This is a genomic window from Yersinia sp. Marseille-Q5920 (assembly GCF_946902935.1).
In the GTDB taxonomy this organism is placed as follows: Bacteria; Pseudomonadota; Gammaproteobacteria; order Enterobacterales; family Enterobacteriaceae; genus Yersinia; species Yersinia rochesterensis.
Genome location: NZ_CAMPQA010000006.1, coordinates 63,995 through 86,154 on the forward strand (window position 1 = coordinate 63,995; position 22,160 = coordinate 86,154).

Genomic DNA, 22,160 nt, shown 5'->3' on the forward strand with positions numbered 1-22,160 from the left:
TCTACTCCTGTATCTGATGAACAACATCAATCACCGAACCGTCGCGGTAGCGCACCACCGCCACTACCCGGTCAGTGAATTTGATTGGTTGCGGTTCGCCAGTCAAAATCAACGCGCGCTGATAGAGCCAGTCGATGGTCACTACCGGTAACCCCGCTTGCTGCAAACGCTCCGCCAATTCTGGCCGTGCCGGATTCACCGCAATACCATGATCGGTCACTAAAATATCCACACTAGAGCCGGGTGTGACGCAGGTCGTCACTGCCTTGACCAAAGTCGGAATACGCCCGCGTACCAATGGCGCGACAATGATTGACAGCCGGGCAGCAACCGCCGTATCACAGTGACCGCCCGATGCCCCGCGCAACACGCCATCGGATCCGGTCAGCACATTGACATTAAAACCGGTGTCAATTTCCAGCGCGCTCAGCACCACCACATCCAGTCGGTCGACTGACGCGCCTTTCGAGCTGAAATTGGCATATTGGTTGGCACTGATTTCGATATGACGTGGGTTACGGGCCAGCGAAGAAGCCGCTTGTTTATCAAAACTTTGCACATCCAGCAGCTTGGTAATCAGCCCTTTTTCGTGCAAATCCACCATAGTTGAAGTGATGCCGCCGAGTGCAAAGCCGGCAGTGATATTGCGGCGTAACATTTTGTCTTCGAGGAAGCGCGTCACCGCCAGTGATGCCCCGCCAGTTCCGGTCTGCAAAGAGAAACCCTCAACAAAATAACCCGAACCGGCGATCACTTCCGCTGCACGGCGAGCAATCAGTAACTCGCGCGGATTGGAGGTCATTCTGGTGCTATCTGCGCCAATCTTGTCGACATCCCCCACTTGTTCGACCTGAACAATCAAATCTACTTGATCTTGGGTAATACTCGCCGGGTGATGAGGATAAGCCACCAGCGCTTCAGTCAGCAGCACCACGCAATCGGCATATTCGGCATCAACACGGGCATAACCCAAGGAACCACAACAGGCATTGCCACTAAAACCATTGGTATTACCGAACTCATCGCAGGCCGGCACCCCAATAAAGGCGACATCAATGCTCAGCTCGCCGGACTCAATCAAATTCACGCGACCACCGTGGGAATGAACTTGCACCGGTTTAGCTAATAACCCACGGGAGATTTCCTCCGCCAGCGGCCCGCGCATGCCGGAGGTATAGATTTCGCTAACCACACCATTACGGATATGCTCAACCAGCGGCGAATGACACTCGCTCAGGGAACTGGAAGCCAAACGCAAGTTTTTGAACCCCATGGCGGCAATGGCATTCATCACCAGATTTAAGGTCAAATCACCAGCACGGAATGCATGGTGGAAGGAAATGGTCATGCCATCTTGCAACCCACTGCGGCGAATGACATTTTCCAATGAATCACAAATTTTGATATTGCGCGGCTTCTGCGCCTGTAAATTTGCTTTAGAGGTGTTTTGATATAAGTGATACGCCGGGCTGTTATCCTGACAGTGACTTAAGCTTTCAACTCGTTGTTGCCTATTCATTTTTTATTCCTCACGCAGGCCGCTGACCGCACGTTGCAAAACCAACCGCGCCCGTTCAATCACCGGACTGTCCACCATCTTGCCGTTCAGGGAAACCACACCGCGCCCTTCGGCTTCGGCCGCAGCTGCGGCATTGACCACCGCTTGGGCATGGCGGACTTCTTTCTCAGTCGGGGCATAGAGGTTATGTAACAGTTCGATTTGGCGAGGGTTTATCAAGGACTTGCCATCAAAACCCAGTTGCTTGATAAGTGCTGCTTCCTGCAAAAAACCGGCTTCGTTATTGGCATCGGAATACACGGTGTCAAAGGCCTGAATCCCAACGGCGCGGGCGGCCTGCAAAATTGAACAGCGGGCAAACAGCAGCTCAAGGCCTTCGGGAGAGCGCTCGGTGCGCAAGTTGCGGACATAATCCTCGGCCCCCAGCGCAATGCCCATTAAGCGCGGCGACGCCTGTGCAATAGCCAGCGCCTGAGTGATACCCTGCGCCGATTCAATCGCCGCCAACAGGCCGGTGCTACCCACTTCACGGCCACATTCCGCCTCAATACGGCTGATTTCGTGCGCCATATCTTCGACATCTTTCGCGCTATCCGTTTTCGGCAAACGCACAATATCCGCGCCCCCGCGCACCACGGCGTCTAAATCAGCCAGGCCATAAGCAGAATCCAACGCATTGACTCGCACAATGGTTTCTACATCTTGATAAAGCGGATGTTGCAAGGCGTGATAGACCAAACGACGAGCGGCATCTTTTTCGCGCAGAATAACCGAGTCTTCGAGGTCAAACATCAGAGCATCCGCCTGATAAATAAAGGCGTTACTGACCATAGCGGCATTGGCACCGGGCACAAATAACATGCTGCGGCGCATTCTGTTTTTCATTTCGGGTTTCATCAATGCGCTCTCCATGGCAGAATTTTTTCATCGCAGGCTCTCAGCAACGCGGTTTCCAGCCGTGCTTGCAAAACGCAATCCAGCGCGCCTTTGTCGTCAATGATCAGTTGCACCCCAGTTACCCGATATTGTTCCAGCAACGCCAATACGCTGTAGCGAATGGCTTCGCCAAACTGTTTGTCTACACTGCTGTGTATTTGCAGATCTATTTCGGGTGGATTTAATGGCGCGATACGCACCATAACGTCGCTCGACTCCAATGTTCCGGCGACGGCCTCTCTAATAATTTTCATTTTTCACCTGATTAACTTGTCTTCAAATTCGTGGTCTCTGACTTACCCGTCAGTCCCTATTTTGGTGCCCTGCTTTAATCGGCTGCTTTTAGTCAGCTATCTTTAATCCGTTAAAGCGGGGCTTAACTCTTTACTAACGTTGCACTTTTCTCTGGGCTAGTTGCCTTTTGCGCGCGCTGAGCCAGCAGACGTTGTAAGTAATGGCAGGTGGCGATGGGGACTAATTTGCGAATAGTTTCGCCGTCTCCCTGCGCCAGTAATTTGCGAACCCATGAGGCGGAAATAGCGGTGTTGTGATATTTAAGGCGCTCAATTTCCACCAGCAAAATTGGCGGATAAGGCAAGGACGGTGTTTCCAGCCAGAGGCTCATGTCGTGGTTATATTTGGCGGTGACTGTGCAAAATGGCTCCGTGCCGACAAAGCGATGAGTGATACCCAGTGCCGGGGCCAGGTATTGGCGGAATATTTTCAGATCGATTTCGGTATAACAATCATCCGCTACACCTTGGTCTTTAATGAAATAACAAGGGAAAGTCGCGCGGGAAATCATATATTCCGAGCCGGGGTGTACGGTAAGGTTGGCAATATCTTGTGTGCCCTCGAGCACTAATTGCAGCCGGTCTTCATACGGAAAACGCGAATTGTCTTCTTTCACCAAAAATAGATGTAACCAATCGCACTTGGCGGCGGCTTGCCGCACCAAATATTGATGCCCGCGCGTAAATGGATTGGCATTCATGACAATTGAGCCAATTTTCTGCCCCGGCTGGCGTAGTTGACTTAATTGTTTGGCATAGCGCGATAAACGGCAGTCGCTATTTTCCATCAACACCACAATGTCCGGGACACTGGCTATAGGATAAAAGCCACAAGCTTTAAATAAGCTCTCATTTTTAGTTTTGGTATAAATAAACAAATGGCTGTGATGGCGCTCATAGGCCAGATTGACCAGCTCTGTTGCCAATGTTAGCGCCAGCCCTTCGCCCCTCACCTGCTCACTGATTGCTACACATTTGATAATATTGCCTGCAATACCACCGCAGGCCAGCAGGGTTTCATTACGACTTACGGTAATAAACACCTCAACGGTGGTATCTATATTCAGATCATTCGCACGCAAGAATCGTGTTATTTCTGCAATCTGTTGATGGTCTGAACGATTAATTCGATTAAATACCGTATCCATAACTCACTCTCTGCCATAACGTTTATATAACAAATAAAAAACAAGTCAAAAAATCAGCAATTAAATAAACAATTACTGATCATTTAAATAAAAATTCACATAAAAACAACAAGATAAAATATCACCATGTGGCTTTGTTTTTAATTTTAATTAATTTGTGAGCACATGCTAAACATAAAAATAGCGCGGTTAATTGACCTATTTCACATATAATAGAGTAAATATAAGTTATTTAATGGTTTTAATTTTCTTAATTATTAATATATTATTTTATTTCTCTTAGCTATTTAATTATTGACTGAATTAACTTATGTTAATGCCAGTGCAATAGCCCATATGTTAATTAAGGTGAGTAATGTGTCGATCCCCTCTGCCGATCTCTTCACATCAGGCAAATTAAAATGGCGCAGCCGGATATGGAGCCGGTTGCAAAACATGGCTTTCCCACTGCGCATATTTCTCCTGCTATTAACTGTCTCTATTCTGTTAGTCGGGGCGCTGGATCGCTTTCTCAGCCATAATTTTGAGCAATATTTGCTGGATCAAGTCAGTAAAACTGCAATGAATCAGGCCAAAATAATCTCCTCAATGGATTCTGTAGTGAATGCGGTTAAGCATCGCGATAAAGCCCAATTAGCCCACATTGTCGACCGGCTGGGGAATAGTTCGGACCTTGATTATCTGGTGATTGGGGATACTCAGTCCATTCGCCTTTATCACCCTAATCCGCAAATGATTGGCTACCCAATGCAATGGACTAAACCCGGTGCCTTGGAAAGGGGCGAGAGCTACATTATTTTCGGTAAAGGATCTATCGGCGAAGCTATGCGGGCTAAAACCCCCATCCGCGATGAGCAGGGAAAAATCATTGGCGTGGTTTCTCTGGGTTACCTGATCAGCAAAATAGACCACTGGCGATTAATTTATTTATTGCCACTCACCCACTCTTTTATTCTCGTGTTGGGTGTATTGCTGCTGCTGTCATGGCTGTTTGCTCACCATATCCGCCGCCAAATGATGGGGATGGAACCGAAAGAAATAGCGCGCGTGCTGCGCCAGCAAGAAGCCTTGTTTGGTGCAGTATTTGAAGGACTGTTAGCGGTTGATCCTGAGGGCAGGATCACTGCAATCAATCAAAATGCGCGTAAAATGTTGCATATTTCCGCCACGCCACAGCAATTGATTGGTCGCAAAGTCAGTGAAGTGGTTTCTCCTGACCACTTTTTCCTCGATCAAAGTGGTGATAATCGCCAGGATGAGCTGTGTACCTTAAATGGCTTGAATGCCATTGCCAACCGAGCGGGTATCTGGTCAGAAGAGGGGGTATTTCAAGGCTGGGTGGTGAGTTTTCGCAGTCAGGATGATATTCATACTCTCAGTGCCCAACTCAGTCAGATTAAGCAATATGTCGAAAATCTGCGCACCGTGCGCCATGAGCATCTCAATTGGATGTCGACCATGAGCGGGCTGTTGCAGATGAAAGAGTTTGACCGGGCGTTGGAAATGGTAAAAACCGAATCCTCTTCTCATCAAGCACTGATTGATATGCTGCGCACCGCATTTAATAACCGACAGATTGCCGCGTTATTATTTGGCAAATACCACCGGGCCAAAGAGTTAGGGCTGACATTGAATTTTGTCCCCGGCTGCCAGTTACATCATTTGCCCGCCACTATTGGCGAAAATGAATTGGCTGCCATTATGGGGAATCTGCTGGATAATGCTTTTGAGGCTAGCCTCAAAAATGCTGAGGGTGATAAACAAATTGAAATTTATCTGTCCGATGAAGGTGATGATGTGATTTTAGAAGTCGCCGATCACGGGTGCGGTATCGACCCACAATTTCAAGATAGTCTGTTCGAACGGGGTATCAGCTCTAAAAATTCAGATGAACACGGCATTGGCCTGTATCTGGTCGCCACCTATGTGCAGCAAAGTGGCGGCACCATTACGATAGAAGAGAATCCGCCACGCGGCACCTTATTTACCGTCTTTATTCCGAAGACACATTAATTTCAAAGACGGGGAGACCCCATGGAATGTCTTAATATTTTAGTGGTAGAAGACGAAACACCACTGGCAGAAATGCATGCAGAATTTATCAAGCAAAGCAGCCATTGCCATGAAGTCTGGTTGGCGGGCAATTTACAGCAAGCCCGCAGCATGGTGGCTCGCTTTCATCCTGATTTGATTTTGTTAGACAATTATCTGCCCGATGGCAGCGGTTTGGCCTTATTACGCGAGCTGACCTTACAGGGGTTTTCTGGTGGAATTATTTTTGTCACTGCGGCCAGCGACAGCGAAACGGTCTCTGAAGCTATCCGCTATGGGGTTTTCGATTATCTGATAAAGCCGGTGGCCTACGAGCGGCTCGAACAATCTCTGGCTCGCTACAGTCATCGCCATCAAGTCTTGCAAGATGGCACCAAAGTCAATCAGCGCCAAATTGATGAAATGTACAATACCTATGCGCGTGGCGAGCAAAAAGTAACCTTGCCATTGGGTATCGACCAAATGACATTGGATAAAATTCAGACATTATTTAGTGATAATGTCGATGAATACACCGCTGAAAATGTCGCGAAAATGCTCGGGTTAAGCCGCACTACCGCCCGCCGGTATCTGGAATTCTGCGCCGCTAATCATGCCCTACAAGCAGAAATTATTTACGGTAAAGTGGGCCGACCACAGCGTATCTATCGCAGTAAAAAATCGGTGTAATCATTACCGAACGCCCTCTTCGCGCTCCTTATCCTCTTGTGGGGCGCTGAGCTTTTCACCGAGAATAGCTTATTTCTCCATCAGATTTTTCCCGCATATGTTAAGCCTCTTACATTTTTGATAACAATTATTGCCACCCTAATGATTGATGAGCATCATGCACGTCTATGTTCCGCAATAATGAAAAATTATGATTAATGTCGCGTTGATAGATGACCATATTGTTGTCCGCTCTGGTTTTGCCCAATTGTTATCGCTGGAGAGAGATATACGCATTATTGGCGAATATGGTTCGGCGGCAGAGGCCTGGAGCAATCTGCCCATGACAGATGTACAGGTCGCGGTGATGGATATCTCAATGCCGGACGAAAGCGGGTTAAGTCTGCTCAAGCGCCTGCGCCAGAAAATGCCACATTTTCGTGCCATTATTTTGAGTATTTATGACACCACCGCCTTTGTGCAAAGTGCCATGGATGCTGGTGCCAGCGGCTATTTAACTAAACGCTGTGGCCCGGACGAATTGGTTCAGGCGCTACGCACCGTCAATGGCGGTGGCCTCTATTTATGTGCTGATGCCCTGCGCGCCTTGCGTCATATGCCGCAGCAGCCGCAACAACTGGCGGTGTTAACACCGCGCGAGAAAGAGATTTTCCAGTTATTAATCAATGGAATTAGTGTCAAATCCATTGCTGAGCAACTATCACTCAGCCACAAAACCGTCCATGTTCATCGGGCCAATATTCTGGGCAAACTGAATTGCGAAACCACGGTCGAACTGGTGCACTTTGCGCTGCAACATCAATTACTGGCAGGGAACTGACATGTGGCAATTGCGCTCAGTGGGGCTATCGCTGTTTCTGGCTATTTTCTTCTCACTGAGTTGGCTGGCGCTGTGGACGATTAGTTTTTATCTGAGTGACGATGGTTTACACGCCGTTTTATTACTGCCGCAAGGTCTGCGGCTGGCCTTGATGATATTGCTGCCGCGCCGCTATTGGTCAGTCTTGTTACTGACAGAGTGCGCCGCATTGTGGTGGCTGCACAGTGAACAATTGCAACCTACCGTGTTGATTATGCTGTCACCGTTCCTCAGTTTGCTGCCCGCTGAGCTGACCCAACGTTTTTGGCACCATTACACGCTTTATTGGCAGCGGCTGTTATTGTTGCTTGCCGCCGTCACCGGTAACAGCCTGCTACACGGGTTGGTGCTGGGCTTCTGGCTGCCATTGCCGTTAACCCAGACGCTGCTCGCCACCTTTACTGGCGGCATTCTGTTAGTGCCATTCACCTATCTCATCTATGAATATTTAAAGCAGCAGCATATCCGAAACTTGTTTTCGCAACAGATGCCAGACCCACCGCTGCGCACCTCGCTGCTGATTTGGTGCTCGCTAATTTTTGCCATTGGGGTTTGTGTGCAAATTGCTATTGCCCCCAATATGGAGCGATTGCTACTGATTTTTGTCTTTCTGCCCAATGTGTTTATGGCTTACAAATTCGGCTGGCAAGGCGGGGTGTTGGCGGCGGTGTTAGGTAGCCTGATGATAACCGTGACCCGTCAGGCCAGTGGAGCATTTCATGATTTGGCGGAACTGGAATTATTTCTCTCCACTCAAGCACTGTTAGGGCTGACGCTGGGGATCGCCATCAGCCGCCAACAACAGTTGGCGCAACATCTGCACCGTTACCGCAATCAGTTGGAGCAAGAACTGCAAACCCGCCGCAAACTGATGAAACGGTTAGTACGCACCGAGGAAGATGTGCGCAAAGAAATTGCTCGCGAGCTGCACGACGAAATAGGCCAGAACATCACCGCCATTCAAATTCAGGCGATGCTGGTCAACCGCAGTGCGCCCTCCCCGGCGGCACAATCTGCGGCTAATCAAATCAGCAGCTTATCGCAACGTATTCACCAAACCACCCGCCAACTGCTACGCCAATTGCGCCCACCGGTGTTGGATGAAATGCCACTGGATCAAGCCCTGCACCATCTGGCAGAAGAATTCGCTTTCGCCGAGCAAGGTATTCATTTCCAGTTGGATTATGCGCTGCCCGCGACACCCGGCGAAGACGTGGTGGTGTTTACGCTTTACCGGCTGGTGCAAGAACTGCTCAACAACATTAATAAACACGCTAATGCCAGCAATATTCAGGTTAGCCTGCGCCTGTCCGACAATATCATCACACTGGAAGTCCGTGATGACGGCACGGGAATTCCAGTGCAACCGCAAGGTGGTGGATTAGGTTTACGCGGTATTGAAGAGCGCGTGCGCGCTCTGGGCGGCGACTGGTTATTGCAACGCCGTTTAGGAACCCGAGTGGTGGTCAATCTGCCGACCCATGTCCGCACCAGCGACTCTGTGAACCTGCCCACAGAACTGAATCAAACACCCTCATAACTAAGCATTATTCCTAACCATCTACAACCTTGTCTCATCTCTTTTACTTTTTCCTTCCTTACACTCAACACAATTACCGGAGGAGTCCATGTCAGCACCGTCATTGTCGTCAAAGACTATATCCCCTGAGCCTTTGACGCCGGAACAGGTGAATGCGCGATACCGCTACTGGCGACCGCGCCTGATGGCCGCCATGGTGATGGGCTATGCCGCCTTTTATCTGACCCGCAAAAGTGTTAATTACGCCATGCCAGTGATGCAACTGGAGCTGGGGTTAGATAAAGGGGACATCGGCTTGCTGGGCACCCTGTTTTATTTGGCCTATGGCGGCTCAAAATTTGTGTCCGGCATTGTCAGTGACCGCACCCAAGCGCGCTGGATTATGGGCATCGGTTTGATGATGACCGGGATACTGAATGTGGTGTTTACCCTGTGCCACTCCCTGCCCGCCTTGTTGGTGGTCTGGACTTTAAATGGTTTCTTTCAGGGCTGGGGCTGGCCGCCTTGTGCCAAATTACTGAGCACATGGTATTCCCGCAACGAACGCGGGACTTGGTGGGGCTGCTGGAATACCTCAATCAGTATTGGCGGTGCCGCCGTACCTTTGCTATCGGCCTTTCTGGCCTCGCACTATGGTTGGCAGTCCGCACTGTTAGTGCCAGGGGCCATCGGCATCGTATTAGGTATTTGGTTGTGTTGGCAATTGTGCGACAAGCCACAACAGCAAGGTTTGCCGACCATCGGCCAATGGCGGCGTGACCCACAAGATCAGTGGCAGGAGCAGCAAAGCCCCCCCATGCCGATGGGACGTATTTTTCGCGATGCTATTTTGCGCAACCGCACCATCTGGTTATTAGGGGTTTCTTATGTGCTGGTCTACCTGATCCGCATCGCACTCAATGATTGGGGCAATATTTGGTTGGCGGAGAGCCATGGCGTCAATTTACTCAGTGCCAACGCCACTTTATCGCTGTTTGAGTTAGGTGGGTTATTTGGCGCGTGGTTCGCTGGTTGGGGATCAGATTTGTTATTTCGCGGTCAGCGCGCACCAATGATTTTGTTATTCGCACTGGGGCTGTTTCTGACCATGACGGCCCTGTGGCTGGCACCGGTAGATAACTATCCACTGCTGTCGGTGACATTTTTCAGTATCGGTTTTTTTGTTTTTGGGCCACAGATGCTCATTGGCCTGGCAGCCACCGAATATACCCATAAAGATGCTGCCGGTACGGTCACTGGGTTTCTCGGGTTATTTGCTTATCTCGGGGCAGCACTGGCGGGGTGGCCGCTGGCGCAAGTATTACAACATTATGGCTGGCAAGGCTTTTTTGCCCTGCTAACACTGGCATCGGCTGGCGTTGGGTTGTTATTGATGCCGCTGTTGATGGCCGGTATTAATCGATTAAAAACAGTTCGTTAAGTCAATAAAAGTACGTTAAGTAAAGTAAGTCATACCTCTACAATTGTCATCTTTATAACTGTCATATTTATAACTACAACTCTGCTTGCCCCGCACAACGGGCGCATAAGAATATAAAAAGGATAATGTTATGAAACTTACCTCTCTCTCAGCACTGATAGCCGCGGGCCTCGCACTGAGTGCTTTTACCACTGTCGCCAAAGCGGAAGGCCGTTTGGTGATTTATTGCAGCGCCACCAACGCGATGTGTGAAGAAGAAGCCAAAGCGTTCGGCGAAAAATACGATGTCAAAACCAGCTTTATTCGCAATGGTTCCGGCAGCACACTGGCCAAAGTCGATGCAGAGAAAAAGAACCCACAGGCTGATGTTTGGTATGGCGGCACTCTGGATCCGCAGTCTCAGGCCGGTGAAATGGATTTACTCTATCCCTACGCCTCCCCTAATCTGGCGCAAATCATGCCGCAATTCCGCGATCCGGCAAAACGCAAAGGTAACTATTCCTCTGCGGTATATATCGGCATTTTAGGGTTGGGTGTGAATACCGACCGCCTGAAAGAAAAAGGTCTGCCAGAACCTAAGTGCTGGAAAGACCTGACCAACCCAATTTACAAAGGTGAAATCCAGATTGCCGATCCGCAAAGCTCGGGTACCGCCTACACCGCGCTGGCCACTTTCTCACAATTGTGGGGTGAAGATGCCGCATTCGATTACCTGAAAAAACTCAATGCCAACGTGTCGCAATACACGAAATCGGGCATCGCCCCTGCCCGTAATGCTGCACGTGGTGAAACCACCATTGGCATTGGCTTCTTGCACGATTACTCGCTGGAAAAAGAAAAAGGCGCACCGCTGAAACTGATTTCACCTTGCGAAGGTTCTGGCTATGAAATTGGCGGCGTCAGTATTCTGAAAGGCGCACGTAACCTGGATAACGCCAAGTTATTCGTTGACTGGGTATTGTCAAAAGATGCGCAAGAATTGGCATGGCAGAAAGGCCAGTCTTACCAAATTCTGACCAACACCACCGCAGCGACCTCCCCTAACTCACTCAAGCTCGATGACTTGAAATTGATTAATTACGACATGGACACTTACGGTGCTACCGAAATGCGTAAGAAGTTGATCACCAAGTGGGTCAATGACGTCAAGATGGGCAAGTAACAGCCTACAAAATCAGCGAACCATAAAATAACTTAGCGCTTTTTCTATAACCGAGCCATTGGCGTTGTAGCGAACACTGCTGCAACGCCAAGGATGAAGGTTAGATCTGGGGAACACCATGACTCACTCACATGTTCTGCGGCTCCCGCAGACACGGGATACCATTTTCTATTGGTTGGCTTTCTCCGTGGCTGCTTTTGCCTTACTACCTGCGTTCAGTTTGGATTATGGCCTACTTGATGCCAGCCGTTCTGAGCTACTTGCCGCCTATGGCTGGTCCAGCTTAAATATCAGTATTGTATGGTTTGCCTTGCCATTAGTGCTGCTTTTCCGACCGCTTTCCCCACAAGGGCGCGAACATCGTGCCCGCCACCTATTTGATGCTGGATTCGCCCTATTTTGCGCCTTATTCGTGGTGATCACCTCAGCCTGGGTTGAGCGCGGACTGGGTTTTGCAACTATCGGGTTGTTTATCGCATTAGGCGCGGTCATTACGTTAGCGCTAGCTCGCCTTGAATGGCTGGGAGGCGATCGTTTTGTCCTCGGATCGCTGGTCACCATTATCGCGTTGATCACTGTTTTTATTCTGTATCCCAGTATCGCTATCTTCATTCCGATGTTTACCGATGAAAGCGGGGCTTTTGCGCCATGGCAATTTATGGCCATCCTCGGGCAAGCGCATATCCTGCAAGTGATCTGGAATTCGTTCGTGCTGTCGGTGGCAGTGGGTATTGGCTGTACTTTCTTTGGCATGGTTTTAGCCATATACACCACGAGAATTGCTAAACGCTCAGCATTGTTGGGGCGAATTTTCTCAATTTTGCCGATTGTCACCCCGCCATTTGTGGTTGGGTTGGGTGTCACCTTAATGATGGGCCGTTCCGGTTACGTGACCGAGTTAATGGTCACTTGGTTCGGGCTGACAAACACTAACTGGCTCTATGGTTTTACCGGTATTTGGTTGGCGCAAGTTTTGGCCTTTACGCCGATGTCATTTATGATCCTCGACGGCGCGATTAAAACAATTCACCCGTCACTGGAAGAAGCTTCCTATACCTTGCGCGCCAGTCGCTGGCAGACTTTTCGGCAAGTGTTTCTGCCGCTGTTAAAACCGGCATTGGCGAACTCATTCTTAATAGTCATCGTGCAATCACTGGCTGATTTCAGTAACCCGCTGGTCTTGGGGGGGAACTTTGACGTGCTCGCCACGCAAATTTACTTCTATATTACCGGCGCTCAACTTGATTATCCGGCGGCCTCGACCCTGGGTGTCATTCTGCTAATGTTCTCGCTGTTTATCTTCTGTATCCAGTATATGTGGATAGGCAAGCGCTCCTACGTCACCATCTCCGGTAAGTCCTCGCGTGGCGATGTCCAGCCCTTGCCGGTTTCACTGGTATGGGGCACAACGGCCATGCTGTATGTGTGGATTGCCTTTAACGTGTTGCTGTACGGCAGCATTTTCTACGGCAGTTTCACCGTCAACTGGGGGGTTGATTACACCCTGACACTGAATAACTTTAACCAGCTATTTGGGCAAGGTTTCAGTGATGGCGCATGGCCTTCGTTGCTCGATACGCTGCTCTATGCCGGTATTGCCGCCCCTATCACCGCCGCTCTGGGGCTGCTCATTGCCTATATCGTGGTACGCCAGCAATTCCGTGGCAAAAAAACCATCGAATTCAGCACGATGCTATGTTTCGCCGTGCCGGGTACTGTTGCTGGGGTCTCCTATATTCTGGCCTTTAACAGTGCGCCAGTGTATCTGACCGGCACTGCGGCCATCGTCATTATCTCGATGGTGATGCGAAATGTGCCCGTCGGGATACGTGCCGGGATTGCGGGTCTTGGACAACTGGATAAATCGCTGGATGAAGCTTCGCTCAGCTTACGAGCGGGTTCGCTGCGTACTGTGATTTATATTTTGCTGCCATTGCTGCGCCCGGCGATTTTATCAGCGCTGATTTATAGCTTTGTGCGGGCGATGACCACCGTCAGTGCCATTGTTTTCCTGGTGACGCCGGACACGCGAGTCGCCACCTCCTACATCCTTAATCGGGTGGAAGATGGTGAATACGGCATCGCAATTGCTTATGGCTCCATTCTGATTGTGGTGATGCTCGCCATCATCTTCCTGTTTGATTATCTGGTTGGCGAAGCGCGTATTGCCCGCTCGAAAGCCAGTAATGCTGAATAACGGCGCACTGATAAGGTTTAATATGATGACTAACGAAAACTATGAATCTGATAAAAATCATGGGTCTGATAAGAAACATTTTGTCGAACTCAAACATATCACCAAGCGTTTTGGCACCAATACCGTTATCGATGATTTAAATCTGGCTATTCCAAAAGGCGAAATGGTCACCCTATTGGGGCCATCCGGTTGTGGCAAAACCACCGTATTACGCTTGGTGGCTGGGCTGGAAAAACCCACTGGCGGACAAATCTTTATCGACGGTGAAGATGTAACGGATAGATCTATCCAGCAACGCGATATCTGTATGGTATTTCAGTCCTATGCCCTGTTTCCGCATATGTCGCTCGGCGAAAACATTGGTTATGGTCTAAAAATGTTGGGTCGCCCAAAAAATGAAATTCGCGACCGGGTGAAAGAAGCGCTGGCACTGGTTGATTTAGAGGGGTTTGCTGACCGTTTTGTTGATCAAATATCGGGGGGGCAACAACAGCGCGTGGCGCTGGCAAGGGCGCTTATCCTGAAGCCCAAAGTGCTGCTGTTTGATGAGCCGCTCAGTAACCTGGATGCCAACCTGCGCCGCAGCATGCGCGATAAAATTCGTGAATTACAGCAGCAGTTCAATATTACTTCGCTGTATGTCACACACGACCAAAGCGAGGCTTTTGCCGTTTCTGATACCGTATTGGTCATGAATAAAGGCAAAATCATGCAAATTGGCGCACCGCAGACATTATACCGCCACCCAGCTTCTCACTTTATGGCCAGTTTTATGGGGGATGCCAACGTCTTCCCAGCACGGATCAACAGTGATAGCGTCGAAATTTTTGGTTATCACATTCCGCGTCCACAGGGATTTGCTGATGGATATCAGCAAGCTACCGTGGGAGTAAGGCCTGAGGCCATTACGTTGAGCCAACAAGGTGACCCAAGCCAGCTCTGCACTATCAATAAAGTGGCTTATATGGGGCCACAATATGAAGTTCTGGTCGATTGGCAAGGCCAATCATTATTGTTGCAAGTGAATGCCACACAATTACAACCCGCTCCCGGCGACAGCTATTACCTGCAAATTCATCCGTATGGTATGTTTGTCTTAACGGATGCCCCACAATAAATGCCCCGGCGGGCAGTCTGATCACACCACTGCCCGCCATTTTACTGGTTATCAAATCGTTTTTTTGTGGGTAAACATTGAGCTAAAAGCTAAAAATCTCAACAAGTTGCACAAACTGTAAGCAAACAATCCAAATTTACTGTTTCCCCTTTGACATGTACCTCATACCCCGCTATTATTCGCCCCGTTCACACGATTCCTCTGTAGTTCAGTCGGTAGAACGGCGGACTGTTAATCCGTATGTCACTGGTTCGAGTCCAGTCAGAGGAGCCATATTAGAGAAGCCCGCTTAGGAAACTAAGCGGGCTTTTTGCTTTGGTTTTGATCTCACCATTTATCGTAATAGCGAGATTCTTAAAGCACCATTATGAATTTTTCATTCCCTCGCCCTGATTAATCCATTATAAAATAATTTGCTATCTATCTGATATTTATACTGGAATAGGATAAACGACATATCATGGAAGTTTCCTACATGCAGTAATGAAAAATCGGATATTTTTACAGTTAGAATGATTATTTGACTATTTTTTCTCTTTTTTTGAATGATTAATTCGAATTTTAATAAAAAAAATCCCAACTCTTTTATAATCAATTCACTAAGCAGAATAAAGCTGATGGTATGAATTTGGTTAAGCAGCCGCTACATGAGTAAGAATCTTTTCTTGATAATCTATAATTAGAGATTAAAATCACCGAAATAGTACCTTACATATACGCTAAATAATTCGTGTGGCAGGAAAGCGGCAAGCAAGAGAACTCTGATGAGTCAATGATTTGGGTGATTAAAGGTAGCTAACGCACATACAGTTTGTAGTATGGCGGGTATAATAATAGTTTGAGCATCGGCAGTAGCAGTTCTTGTTTATCTCATCTTGGGTAATCATTTAAAGTCGATCGGTGCTAACGAGCAGCAGTGAATTAACTCTGCGAATCCCAAGATATAACGGTTTACGGAGATAACATGACAAAATCAGTAATGATAGTTGATGACCACCCAGCAATTCGTGTCGCTATTCGTGCTTTACTGTCACAAAGCAATGAGTTTTCAACTATTTACGAGTCAGTTGACGGCAGTGAAGCCCTAGAAACATTAAAAAATAATCCTGTTGATCTGGTTATTATCGATATTGAACTGCCGAACTTTGATGGTTTTTCATTGCTGAAAAAACTACAGCAACGTGGTTTTACCGGTAAGTCATTATTTTTGTCCGCTAAAAATGAGCAGGTTTTTGCTGTGCGAGCATTACAAGCCGGCGCGAATGGCTTCATTAGTAAAAATAAAGATATTAGTGAAATTCTTTTTGCTGCACAGAACGTATTACGTGGGTATTCTTTCTTCCCATCTGAGACTTTGACCCAATTAGCTGGGCAACCCTCAAGTCATGATCCTGTCAATCGGGCTCGCTTGTTGTCAGAACGCGAGATTAATGTTTTACGTTACCTGGTCAATGGTCTCTCTAATAAACAGATTGCCGATGAGATGTTTATCAGTAACAAGACTGTCAGTACCTATAAAACACGTATCCTAACTAAACTAGGACTAAGTTCTGTAATTGAACTGGCGGATTATGCGCATACCCATAATTTGGTCTAGCTCAGACTGGTCTAATTTACCGCGTACCGCGTTATCTTTATATCGTTTGTTCTCTTTACGCATTTTACTGTGCTGTTTGCTATTACTAAGTGGGCAACTTTATGCAGCCCCAATGACAAGCCGTCAGGGATGTGATACTGGTCAACCATTGACAATACACAGTATCGCGAACAGTTACAGTGAAGACTTACTGCTGCCCCCGTCCACTGACGCGCGCCAATCAAGCCGGCGTACTGTGAAAGTGGGGGTGGTTATTGATGCTAATACACCCTTTGTCGTGAATCGCGATGATACTTCTATTGAAGGTATTGTTGCGGATTATCTAAAAATCATCAGTGATGCCAGCCAACTCTCTTTTCAGATGATTGGTTATTGTGATTATGGCTTGGTATTGAATGCATTAGAAAATGGTCAGGTTGATTTAATGGCTGGCACCCCGATGCCCGCTCAACCAGGGCTGATTGCTTCCCATGCTTTCTTTACTAACCGGCATGTGGAGGTTCGCAGCAAAAATTGGGATCCCACCAAACGCACCCATCCGGAAACGGTGGCCATCGTGAATAATGAGCCACTCTCACCGGAGTTTTTGTTTAATTATCATGCCGATAAAATCGTTGCTTATCCGAATCAATTGCAAGGATTACTGGCTGTAGCCTATGGTAATGCCGATGTGTTTGTCTCCAACGCCACATCAGCCAACTATTTGATTGACCAATTGCAACTGCTGACATTGCAAATTCGTAATTTTGCCCCTTATCACCCCGCCCCTTACACCTTTCTGGCGCTGGAAAAAAATCAAAAACTGATCGATTACATTAATCAGATTCTGGAATTACTGCCCAGCCGGGCCACGGGTGATATTCAACAGCGCTGGTTTGGCAGTAAGCATCATTACAATATTGATGCCAAATTACTTTTGACAGAACAAGAAGTTGCCTGGATTCAACATCATCCGGTGGTGAGTTATGTGGCGCCATTGGATCTGGCTCCGCTGATTTTTCGTGATCGCCAAACAGGCGAAATGGCCGGTTTTTCTATAGATCTCATTGATATTATTTCACGCCGAACCGGGATTAAATTTAAACCGGTTTATAGCAAAGATACCGGTGAGTCGATGCGTGATTTTATTGCTGGGAAAATAGATATGCTGCCCATTGTGGCAGTCCGTAATGGGCAATACGGCAACAACCTTTACTCCTTGCCTGTCGCCCAATCTTTGTGGGGCATCTTGACGCGAGAAGATCGCATTGATATCAACAACGTAGCGGATTTAGCGGGCAAACGGGTCGGTATACAAGCGGGCAGCACTTCCGGTGGAATTATTAGCAACCCTCTTTTAGCCCAAAAAATCACCTTTGTAGACGCGCCTGATACCATGACATTAGTGCGTTGGTTACAACAAGGAAAAGTCGATGCGATTATCAAGAATATGATGACCGCTAACTACCTGTCGGCACAGAACTTCACTCCCAATATTAAAACGGTGGCCGTCACCGGAGAAGAACCTTTGATGATGGCATTTGCCATCAGCCCGAAATTACCTGAATTAAAAGCCATCATTGATAAAGTCATTGAGTCAATTCCTCCGGAAGAGTTAGACAATCTGATCAGTGAGTGGAGTACATTCAAACCTAAACCGACCTCCTTTGATGAGCATTCATTGGAGAATGAATGGCTAATGTTGGCGCTAAAAATAAGCTCCGGTCTGCTGTTGGTCTTCGGCTTGTATCTTTGTTATCTGGTGTTCAATAAACGCCGCCAGGCCAAGTTGTTACAGGCTCGTTTACGGCAACAAGAATCCATTATTAATGCCCTGCCACTCGCTGTTTTTATTCGCACTAAAAAAGGTGAATTAGCGGTTTATAACAGTCACTTTGCCGCTGCACATCAAGATAAGCTGAACGACATGCTCAATCAGAAGACTGAGCAAGCCCACTGGCCAATGACCAGCCCACTTGATCGTGAGATAGATAAATATTGTCGTTATGTCTTACGAGACAGACAGCCCCAAATGGTGGATTTGTCTCTTGAGATCAACAATGAATTGCGTGATATTTTCCTGTGGATTATTCCACTGGATAATGCGGAACGCAGTCTGCTGGGCGGCTGGCTGGATATCAGCCAACGCAAAACTGTTGAGCGCGAACTGGAAGCCGCCCGTGTCGAAGCCGAAAGTGCTAACCGCACTAAGAGTACGTTCCTGGCGACGATTAGCCATGAACTGCGCACACCAATGTACGCCATTATGGGGTTATTGGAGCTGGAAATACGCAGTGACCAGCCGGTGGATAAAAACACGCTGGTGACAGTTTCCAAATCAGCTCAATCACTGATGCTACTGCTGGATGACATCATCGACTCCGCCAAAATCGAAGCCGGGCAGTTGAGTGTTCACCCTACTGTGGTGGATTTCCGTCAGGAAATAGAGCGGATGTTCACGATTTATCAGCCTATCGCCGATGAACGCAATCTAAGATTCTCTGGCTGGCTGGATGACCATATCCCTGATTTGGTGATGGTTGACATGCTGCGGGTACGGCAGGTGATGGGCAATCTATTGGGTAATGCCCTGAAGTTTACCGAACAGGGCGGTGTGTCAGTGGATATCACCTGGGAGGCCATTGACGAGAAACATGGCGTAATGAATATCGATATTACAGATACCGGTATTGGCATTTCCCCTGCGGCACAGGCCACATTATTCCAGCCATTCAGCCAAGCTAACGAGGGTAAATCACCGCGTTTCGGTGGCTCCGGTCTGGGGCTGTGGATCTGTCATCAATTGATTCACAAAATGGGTGGGGAAATAACATTAGAAAGTCAGCTTGGCAAAGGAACCAGTCTGTTTATTACATTGCCGCTGGAAATTGCCACAATCAGTGATTTGCCACCAGATTCAATCATTATTGACGTAGATGAAAATCAACTTAATCAGTTGAAAAACTTGCGTATTTTGGTGGTGGATGATTTACCCGCTAACCGCCAATTGCTACAGCAACAATTAGCCTTTATTGGTATCGAGCAAGTCATGAGTGCCGAAAATGGCGCTGAAGCTTGGCAAATATTGCAGCATTATAGTTTTGATGCTGTCATCACGGATTACAATATGCCGCTGATGAATGGTTACGAACTGGCCACCCACATCCGTAATAGTGCGACGATGAAAGATATGATCATCATTGGTTGCACCGCTGATGCGCGGGAAGAAAGTGCCACCCGTTGCAATGATGCAGGGATGAATGACTGCATGGTTAAACCCGTGACTATCGATACGCTGCGCACCACTTTGCTGCGTCAGGAGATTATTGGCAGTTATGTGGATACGGGACATCATCACACTGTGATTAATGATGTTACAGTGCAGAATCGCGGTCAGCAGGAAGAGATAAATTCAGGTGAGAGCGAATATCTTGTTGTTACTAAACAACAATCTCCTCTAGTAGCAGCGCAGGATAAACTAAAATCCCTATCGGGAGGCAATGCTGAAGTGGAGTTGCAATTATTACAATTTTTACTGGAAAGCAATATGCACGATACCGGGGTGCTGACACAACTGTATACGCGCCTCACTGTTGATGATGACAACACAGTTTCTGCTGATATTTATAAAGAAATGGCGAGTTTGGTTCATCGGATTAAGGGTGGTGTACAATTAATTGATGCCCAGATACTGGTAGATAGTTGTATTAAATTCGAATCCTTACTGCACGAACAAGATAGACATGCTGCTTTGGCTCATGGTACTGGCTATCTGGCGCTATTGGCTGAGATGAACCAATTATTGGTAAATTTGATAGCTTCATACTCTGAGATAGACAGCCCGTCGCCATAAAATAGAAATTAAAATGATGTTATTACTGAAAGCTCGTCAGAATTTTGACGGGCTTTTTTAATTTCTGATTATTTATATTTAATGACGAAAATATAACTTTATATAAGAATCCATCATAACTCATTGTAATAAGTGAAAATTATAATTCAACCTCATTTTAAAAGGACAAGTTCCTACAGGTTTTGTGGGAAATTTCACATATAAAACAAGGACGCCTCTCATTCTGTCGCTCAGGCTTTCCCCTTACACTACCACCGGCCCCAAAACCGGGTAGTGAATACACATAATGGAGGATCATCTTCAACGTAATAATCGCTTATTTTGTTGAATGATAAAGATCGCCGTTTACAAAAAAATATACCCTAAATAATTCGAGTTGCCGTCAACACACATGCAGCTTGAAGAATGATGGGGAGAAACATCATAAATTTAAGTGGGAATCTCATGGGAAAAACACTAATAGCGTTGGCGCTACTCACCCTACCGAGCATAGCGTTAGCTGCGACTTCAAATAACACTATCAAGTTTCAGGGAGAAGTTGCCGAACAAACTTGTATGGTTGATATCAATGGCACAGCCAACACCCCCGTTGTTCTGTTACCAACCGTCTCGACCAGTAACTTGAATCAAGTTAACTCAATCGCCGGTAAAACTAATTTCACTATCAACCTTACTGGCTGCAACATCGCCATACAAGACACCAAAATTAGTTCCGTTTTTCAAGGGATGAATGTCACACCCGCAGGTAATTTGGGCAATGTTGGGACAGCAAAAAACGTCGCTATTCAGTTACTTGACACTAATGGCGCACCAATCCGTATGTCTGGAGGCAGTGTTTCAGTTCCTGGAATTACGCTGGTCACTGGCGCGACATCCGCATCACAGGATTTAGCTGCTCAATATATTACGGAAGAAGGTCGCGCGACTGCTGGGAGCGTTATCGCTTCAGCTCAATATGCGATCACCTACCCCTGACTATTCGTGAAATCCGAACGACTTCATGAATATGTTGGCCAACCGGTAACGGAGCCGATACAAACTAGAAAAAATAAGGATAAGTAAGCACTATGACACTGATTGCCCACAAAATTATCGCCTGCTCGTTGTTGCTGCTTAGCGGCGTACCCTTATGGACGCAAGCCAGTGTTGTCATGACAGGGACACGAATCATTTATCCTGAGGGTACACGGGAGAAAGTGTTACAGCTCAGTAATAAAGATAACCACCCCAATTTGGTCCAATTATGGATGGATGACGGAAATAATCAGTCTTCGCCATCAAAAAGTGATGTCCCTTTTGCATTGACGCCACAAATATTCCGTATGGAAGCACAAAGTGGGCAAGTAGTCCGTTTGTCATATATCGAGCATAATTTACCTAAAGATCGCGAATCGGTTTTCTATCTGAATTTCTTACAAATTCCCGCCTTAAAAAAAGAAAATACACAATCTGAGAACAAGCTTGTTTTGATCGTTAATAACCGGTTGAAAGTCTTTTATCGCCCAGCAGCATTAAAAGAAAATGTCGACACCTTAGGTGAAAAGATTCGTGTCAGTGTGGAAAGTACCAGCAGCGACAAAATCAAGATAGATAATCCCACAGCTTATTATATCAGCCTGCGCGATGCCAAACTGGTCAGTGATGGGAAAACTATTTCATTTGCTACCAATGAGATGTTTGCTCCTAACTCAACCACTGACCTGGCTTTTCCTTCTGGGGTGAAAGCCAAAAAAGGCGAATTGTTGACGCTGAACATGGTTAATGATTATGGCACCAGCATCTCCTACGACTACCATTTGTAATGCTGCTGTGATAATGA

16 protein-coding genes and 1 tRNA gene are annotated in these 22,160 nt (G+C 47.3%); 13 read left to right on the plus strand and 4 right to left on the minus strand.

Annotated features, from left to right (window positions below; all coding sequences use genetic code 11):
- Position 1 precedes the first annotated feature (1 nt).
- From citF to citC, 4 genes are all read right to left on the minus strand, one after another.
- Entirely contained in the window at positions 2 to 1,519 is a 1,518-nt protein-coding gene (gene citF, locus OVO64_RS10375) for a citrate lyase subunit alpha (RefSeq protein WP_267248756.1), read from the minus strand.
- Between the two features lie 3 nt (positions 1,520 to 1,522).
- Positions 1,523 to 2,416 (minus strand): aldolase/citrate lyase family protein, encoded by an 894-nt coding sequence (locus tag OVO64_RS10380; protein ID WP_038633917.1) that lies wholly within the window; start codon positions 2,414 to 2,416, stop codon positions 1,523 to 1,525.
- Entirely contained in the window at positions 2,416 to 2,709 is a 294-nt protein-coding gene (gene citD / locus OVO64_RS10385; RefSeq protein WP_025377851.1) for a citrate lyase acyl carrier protein, read from the minus strand. The genes OVO64_RS10380 and citD overlap by 1 nt, the downstream gene beginning before the upstream one ends.
- A gap of 122 nt (positions 2,710 to 2,831) precedes the next feature.
- Entirely contained in the window at positions 2,832 to 3,896 is a 1,065-nt protein-coding gene (citC, locus tag OVO64_RS10390) for a [citrate (pro-3S)-lyase] ligase (protein WP_038633923.1), read from the minus strand.
- A gap of 336 nt (positions 3,897 to 4,232) precedes the next feature.
- On the opposite strand from citC, the gene dpiB reads away from it, so the two are divergent.
- From dpiB to OVO64_RS10455, 13 genes are all read left to right on the plus strand, one after another.
- The gene (gene dpiB / locus OVO64_RS10395) at positions 4,233 to 5,909 is read left to right on the plus strand and encodes a sensor histidine kinase DpiB (RefSeq protein WP_267248757.1); all 1,677 of its coding nucleotides are present in this window, start codon (positions 4,233 to 4,235) and stop codon (positions 5,907 to 5,909) included.
- A gap of 21 nt (positions 5,910 to 5,930) precedes the next feature.
- Entirely contained in the window at positions 5,931 to 6,617 is a 687-nt protein-coding gene (dpiA, locus tag OVO64_RS10400; RefSeq protein ID WP_038633929.1) for a two-component response regulator DpiA, read from the plus strand.
- Between the two features lie 190 nt (positions 6,618 to 6,807).
- Positions 6,808 to 7,437 carry a response regulator gene (locus OVO64_RS10405; RefSeq protein WP_038633932.1) on the plus strand — a complete coding sequence of 210 codons (630 nt, stop codon included), beginning with the start codon at positions 6,808 to 6,810 and terminating at the stop codon, positions 7,435 to 7,437.
- Position 7,438: 1 nt separating this feature from the next.
- Positions 7,439 to 9,016 carry an MASE1 domain-containing protein gene (locus tag OVO64_RS10410; RefSeq protein ID WP_038633934.1) on the plus strand — a complete coding sequence of 526 codons (1,578 nt, stop codon included), beginning with the start codon at positions 7,439 to 7,441 and terminating at the stop codon, positions 9,014 to 9,016.
- Positions 9,017 to 9,104: 88 nt separating this feature from the next.
- Complete coding sequence (gene uhpC / locus OVO64_RS10415) at positions 9,105 to 10,436, plus strand: MFS transporter family glucose-6-phosphate receptor UhpC (RefSeq protein ID WP_038633937.1); 1,332 nt, start codon at positions 9,105 to 9,107, stop codon at positions 10,434 to 10,436.
- Positions 10,437 to 10,566: 130 nt separating this feature from the next.
- Entirely contained in the window at positions 10,567 to 11,598 is a 1,032-nt protein-coding gene (locus tag OVO64_RS10420) for an ABC transporter substrate-binding protein (protein ID WP_038633940.1), read from the plus strand.
- A 118-nt stretch (positions 11,599 to 11,716) separates the two neighbouring features.
- Complete coding sequence (locus OVO64_RS10425; protein WP_038633943.1) at positions 11,717 to 13,795, plus strand: ABC transporter permease; 2,079 nt, start codon at positions 11,717 to 11,719, stop codon at positions 13,793 to 13,795.
- A gap of 25 nt (positions 13,796 to 13,820) precedes the next feature.
- On the plus strand, positions 13,821 to 14,912 hold the full coding sequence (gene fbpC, locus OVO64_RS10430) for a ferric ABC transporter ATP-binding protein (protein ID WP_038633945.1): 1,092 nt from the start codon (positions 13,821 to 13,823) through the stop codon (positions 14,910 to 14,912).
- 197 nt (positions 14,913 to 15,109) lie between these two features.
- A tRNA-Asn gene (locus tag OVO64_RS10435) sits at positions 15,110 to 15,185 on the plus strand.
- A gap of 691 nt (positions 15,186 to 15,876) precedes the next feature.
- Entirely contained in the window at positions 15,877 to 16,509 is a 633-nt protein-coding gene (locus tag OVO64_RS10440) for a response regulator transcription factor (protein WP_004391176.1), read from the plus strand.
- Positions 16,510 to 16,621: 112 nt separating this feature from the next.
- The gene (locus OVO64_RS10445) at positions 16,622 to 20,341 is read left to right on the plus strand and encodes an ATP-binding protein (protein ID WP_186377427.1); all 3,720 of its coding nucleotides are present in this window, start codon (positions 16,622 to 16,624) and stop codon (positions 20,339 to 20,341) included.
- A 444-nt stretch (positions 20,342 to 20,785) separates the two neighbouring features.
- Positions 20,786 to 21,316, plus strand: coding sequence for a fimbrial protein (locus OVO64_RS10450; protein ID WP_038639610.1), 531 nt, complete (start codon positions 20,786 to 20,788; stop codon positions 21,314 to 21,316).
- 92 nt (positions 21,317 to 21,408) lie between these two features.
- Positions 21,409 to 22,143, plus strand: a complete 735-nt coding sequence (locus tag OVO64_RS10455; protein ID WP_038634004.1) for a molecular chaperone — start codon at positions 21,409 to 21,411, stop codon at positions 22,141 to 22,143.
- The last annotated feature ends 17 nt before the right edge of the window (positions 22,144 to 22,160 follow it).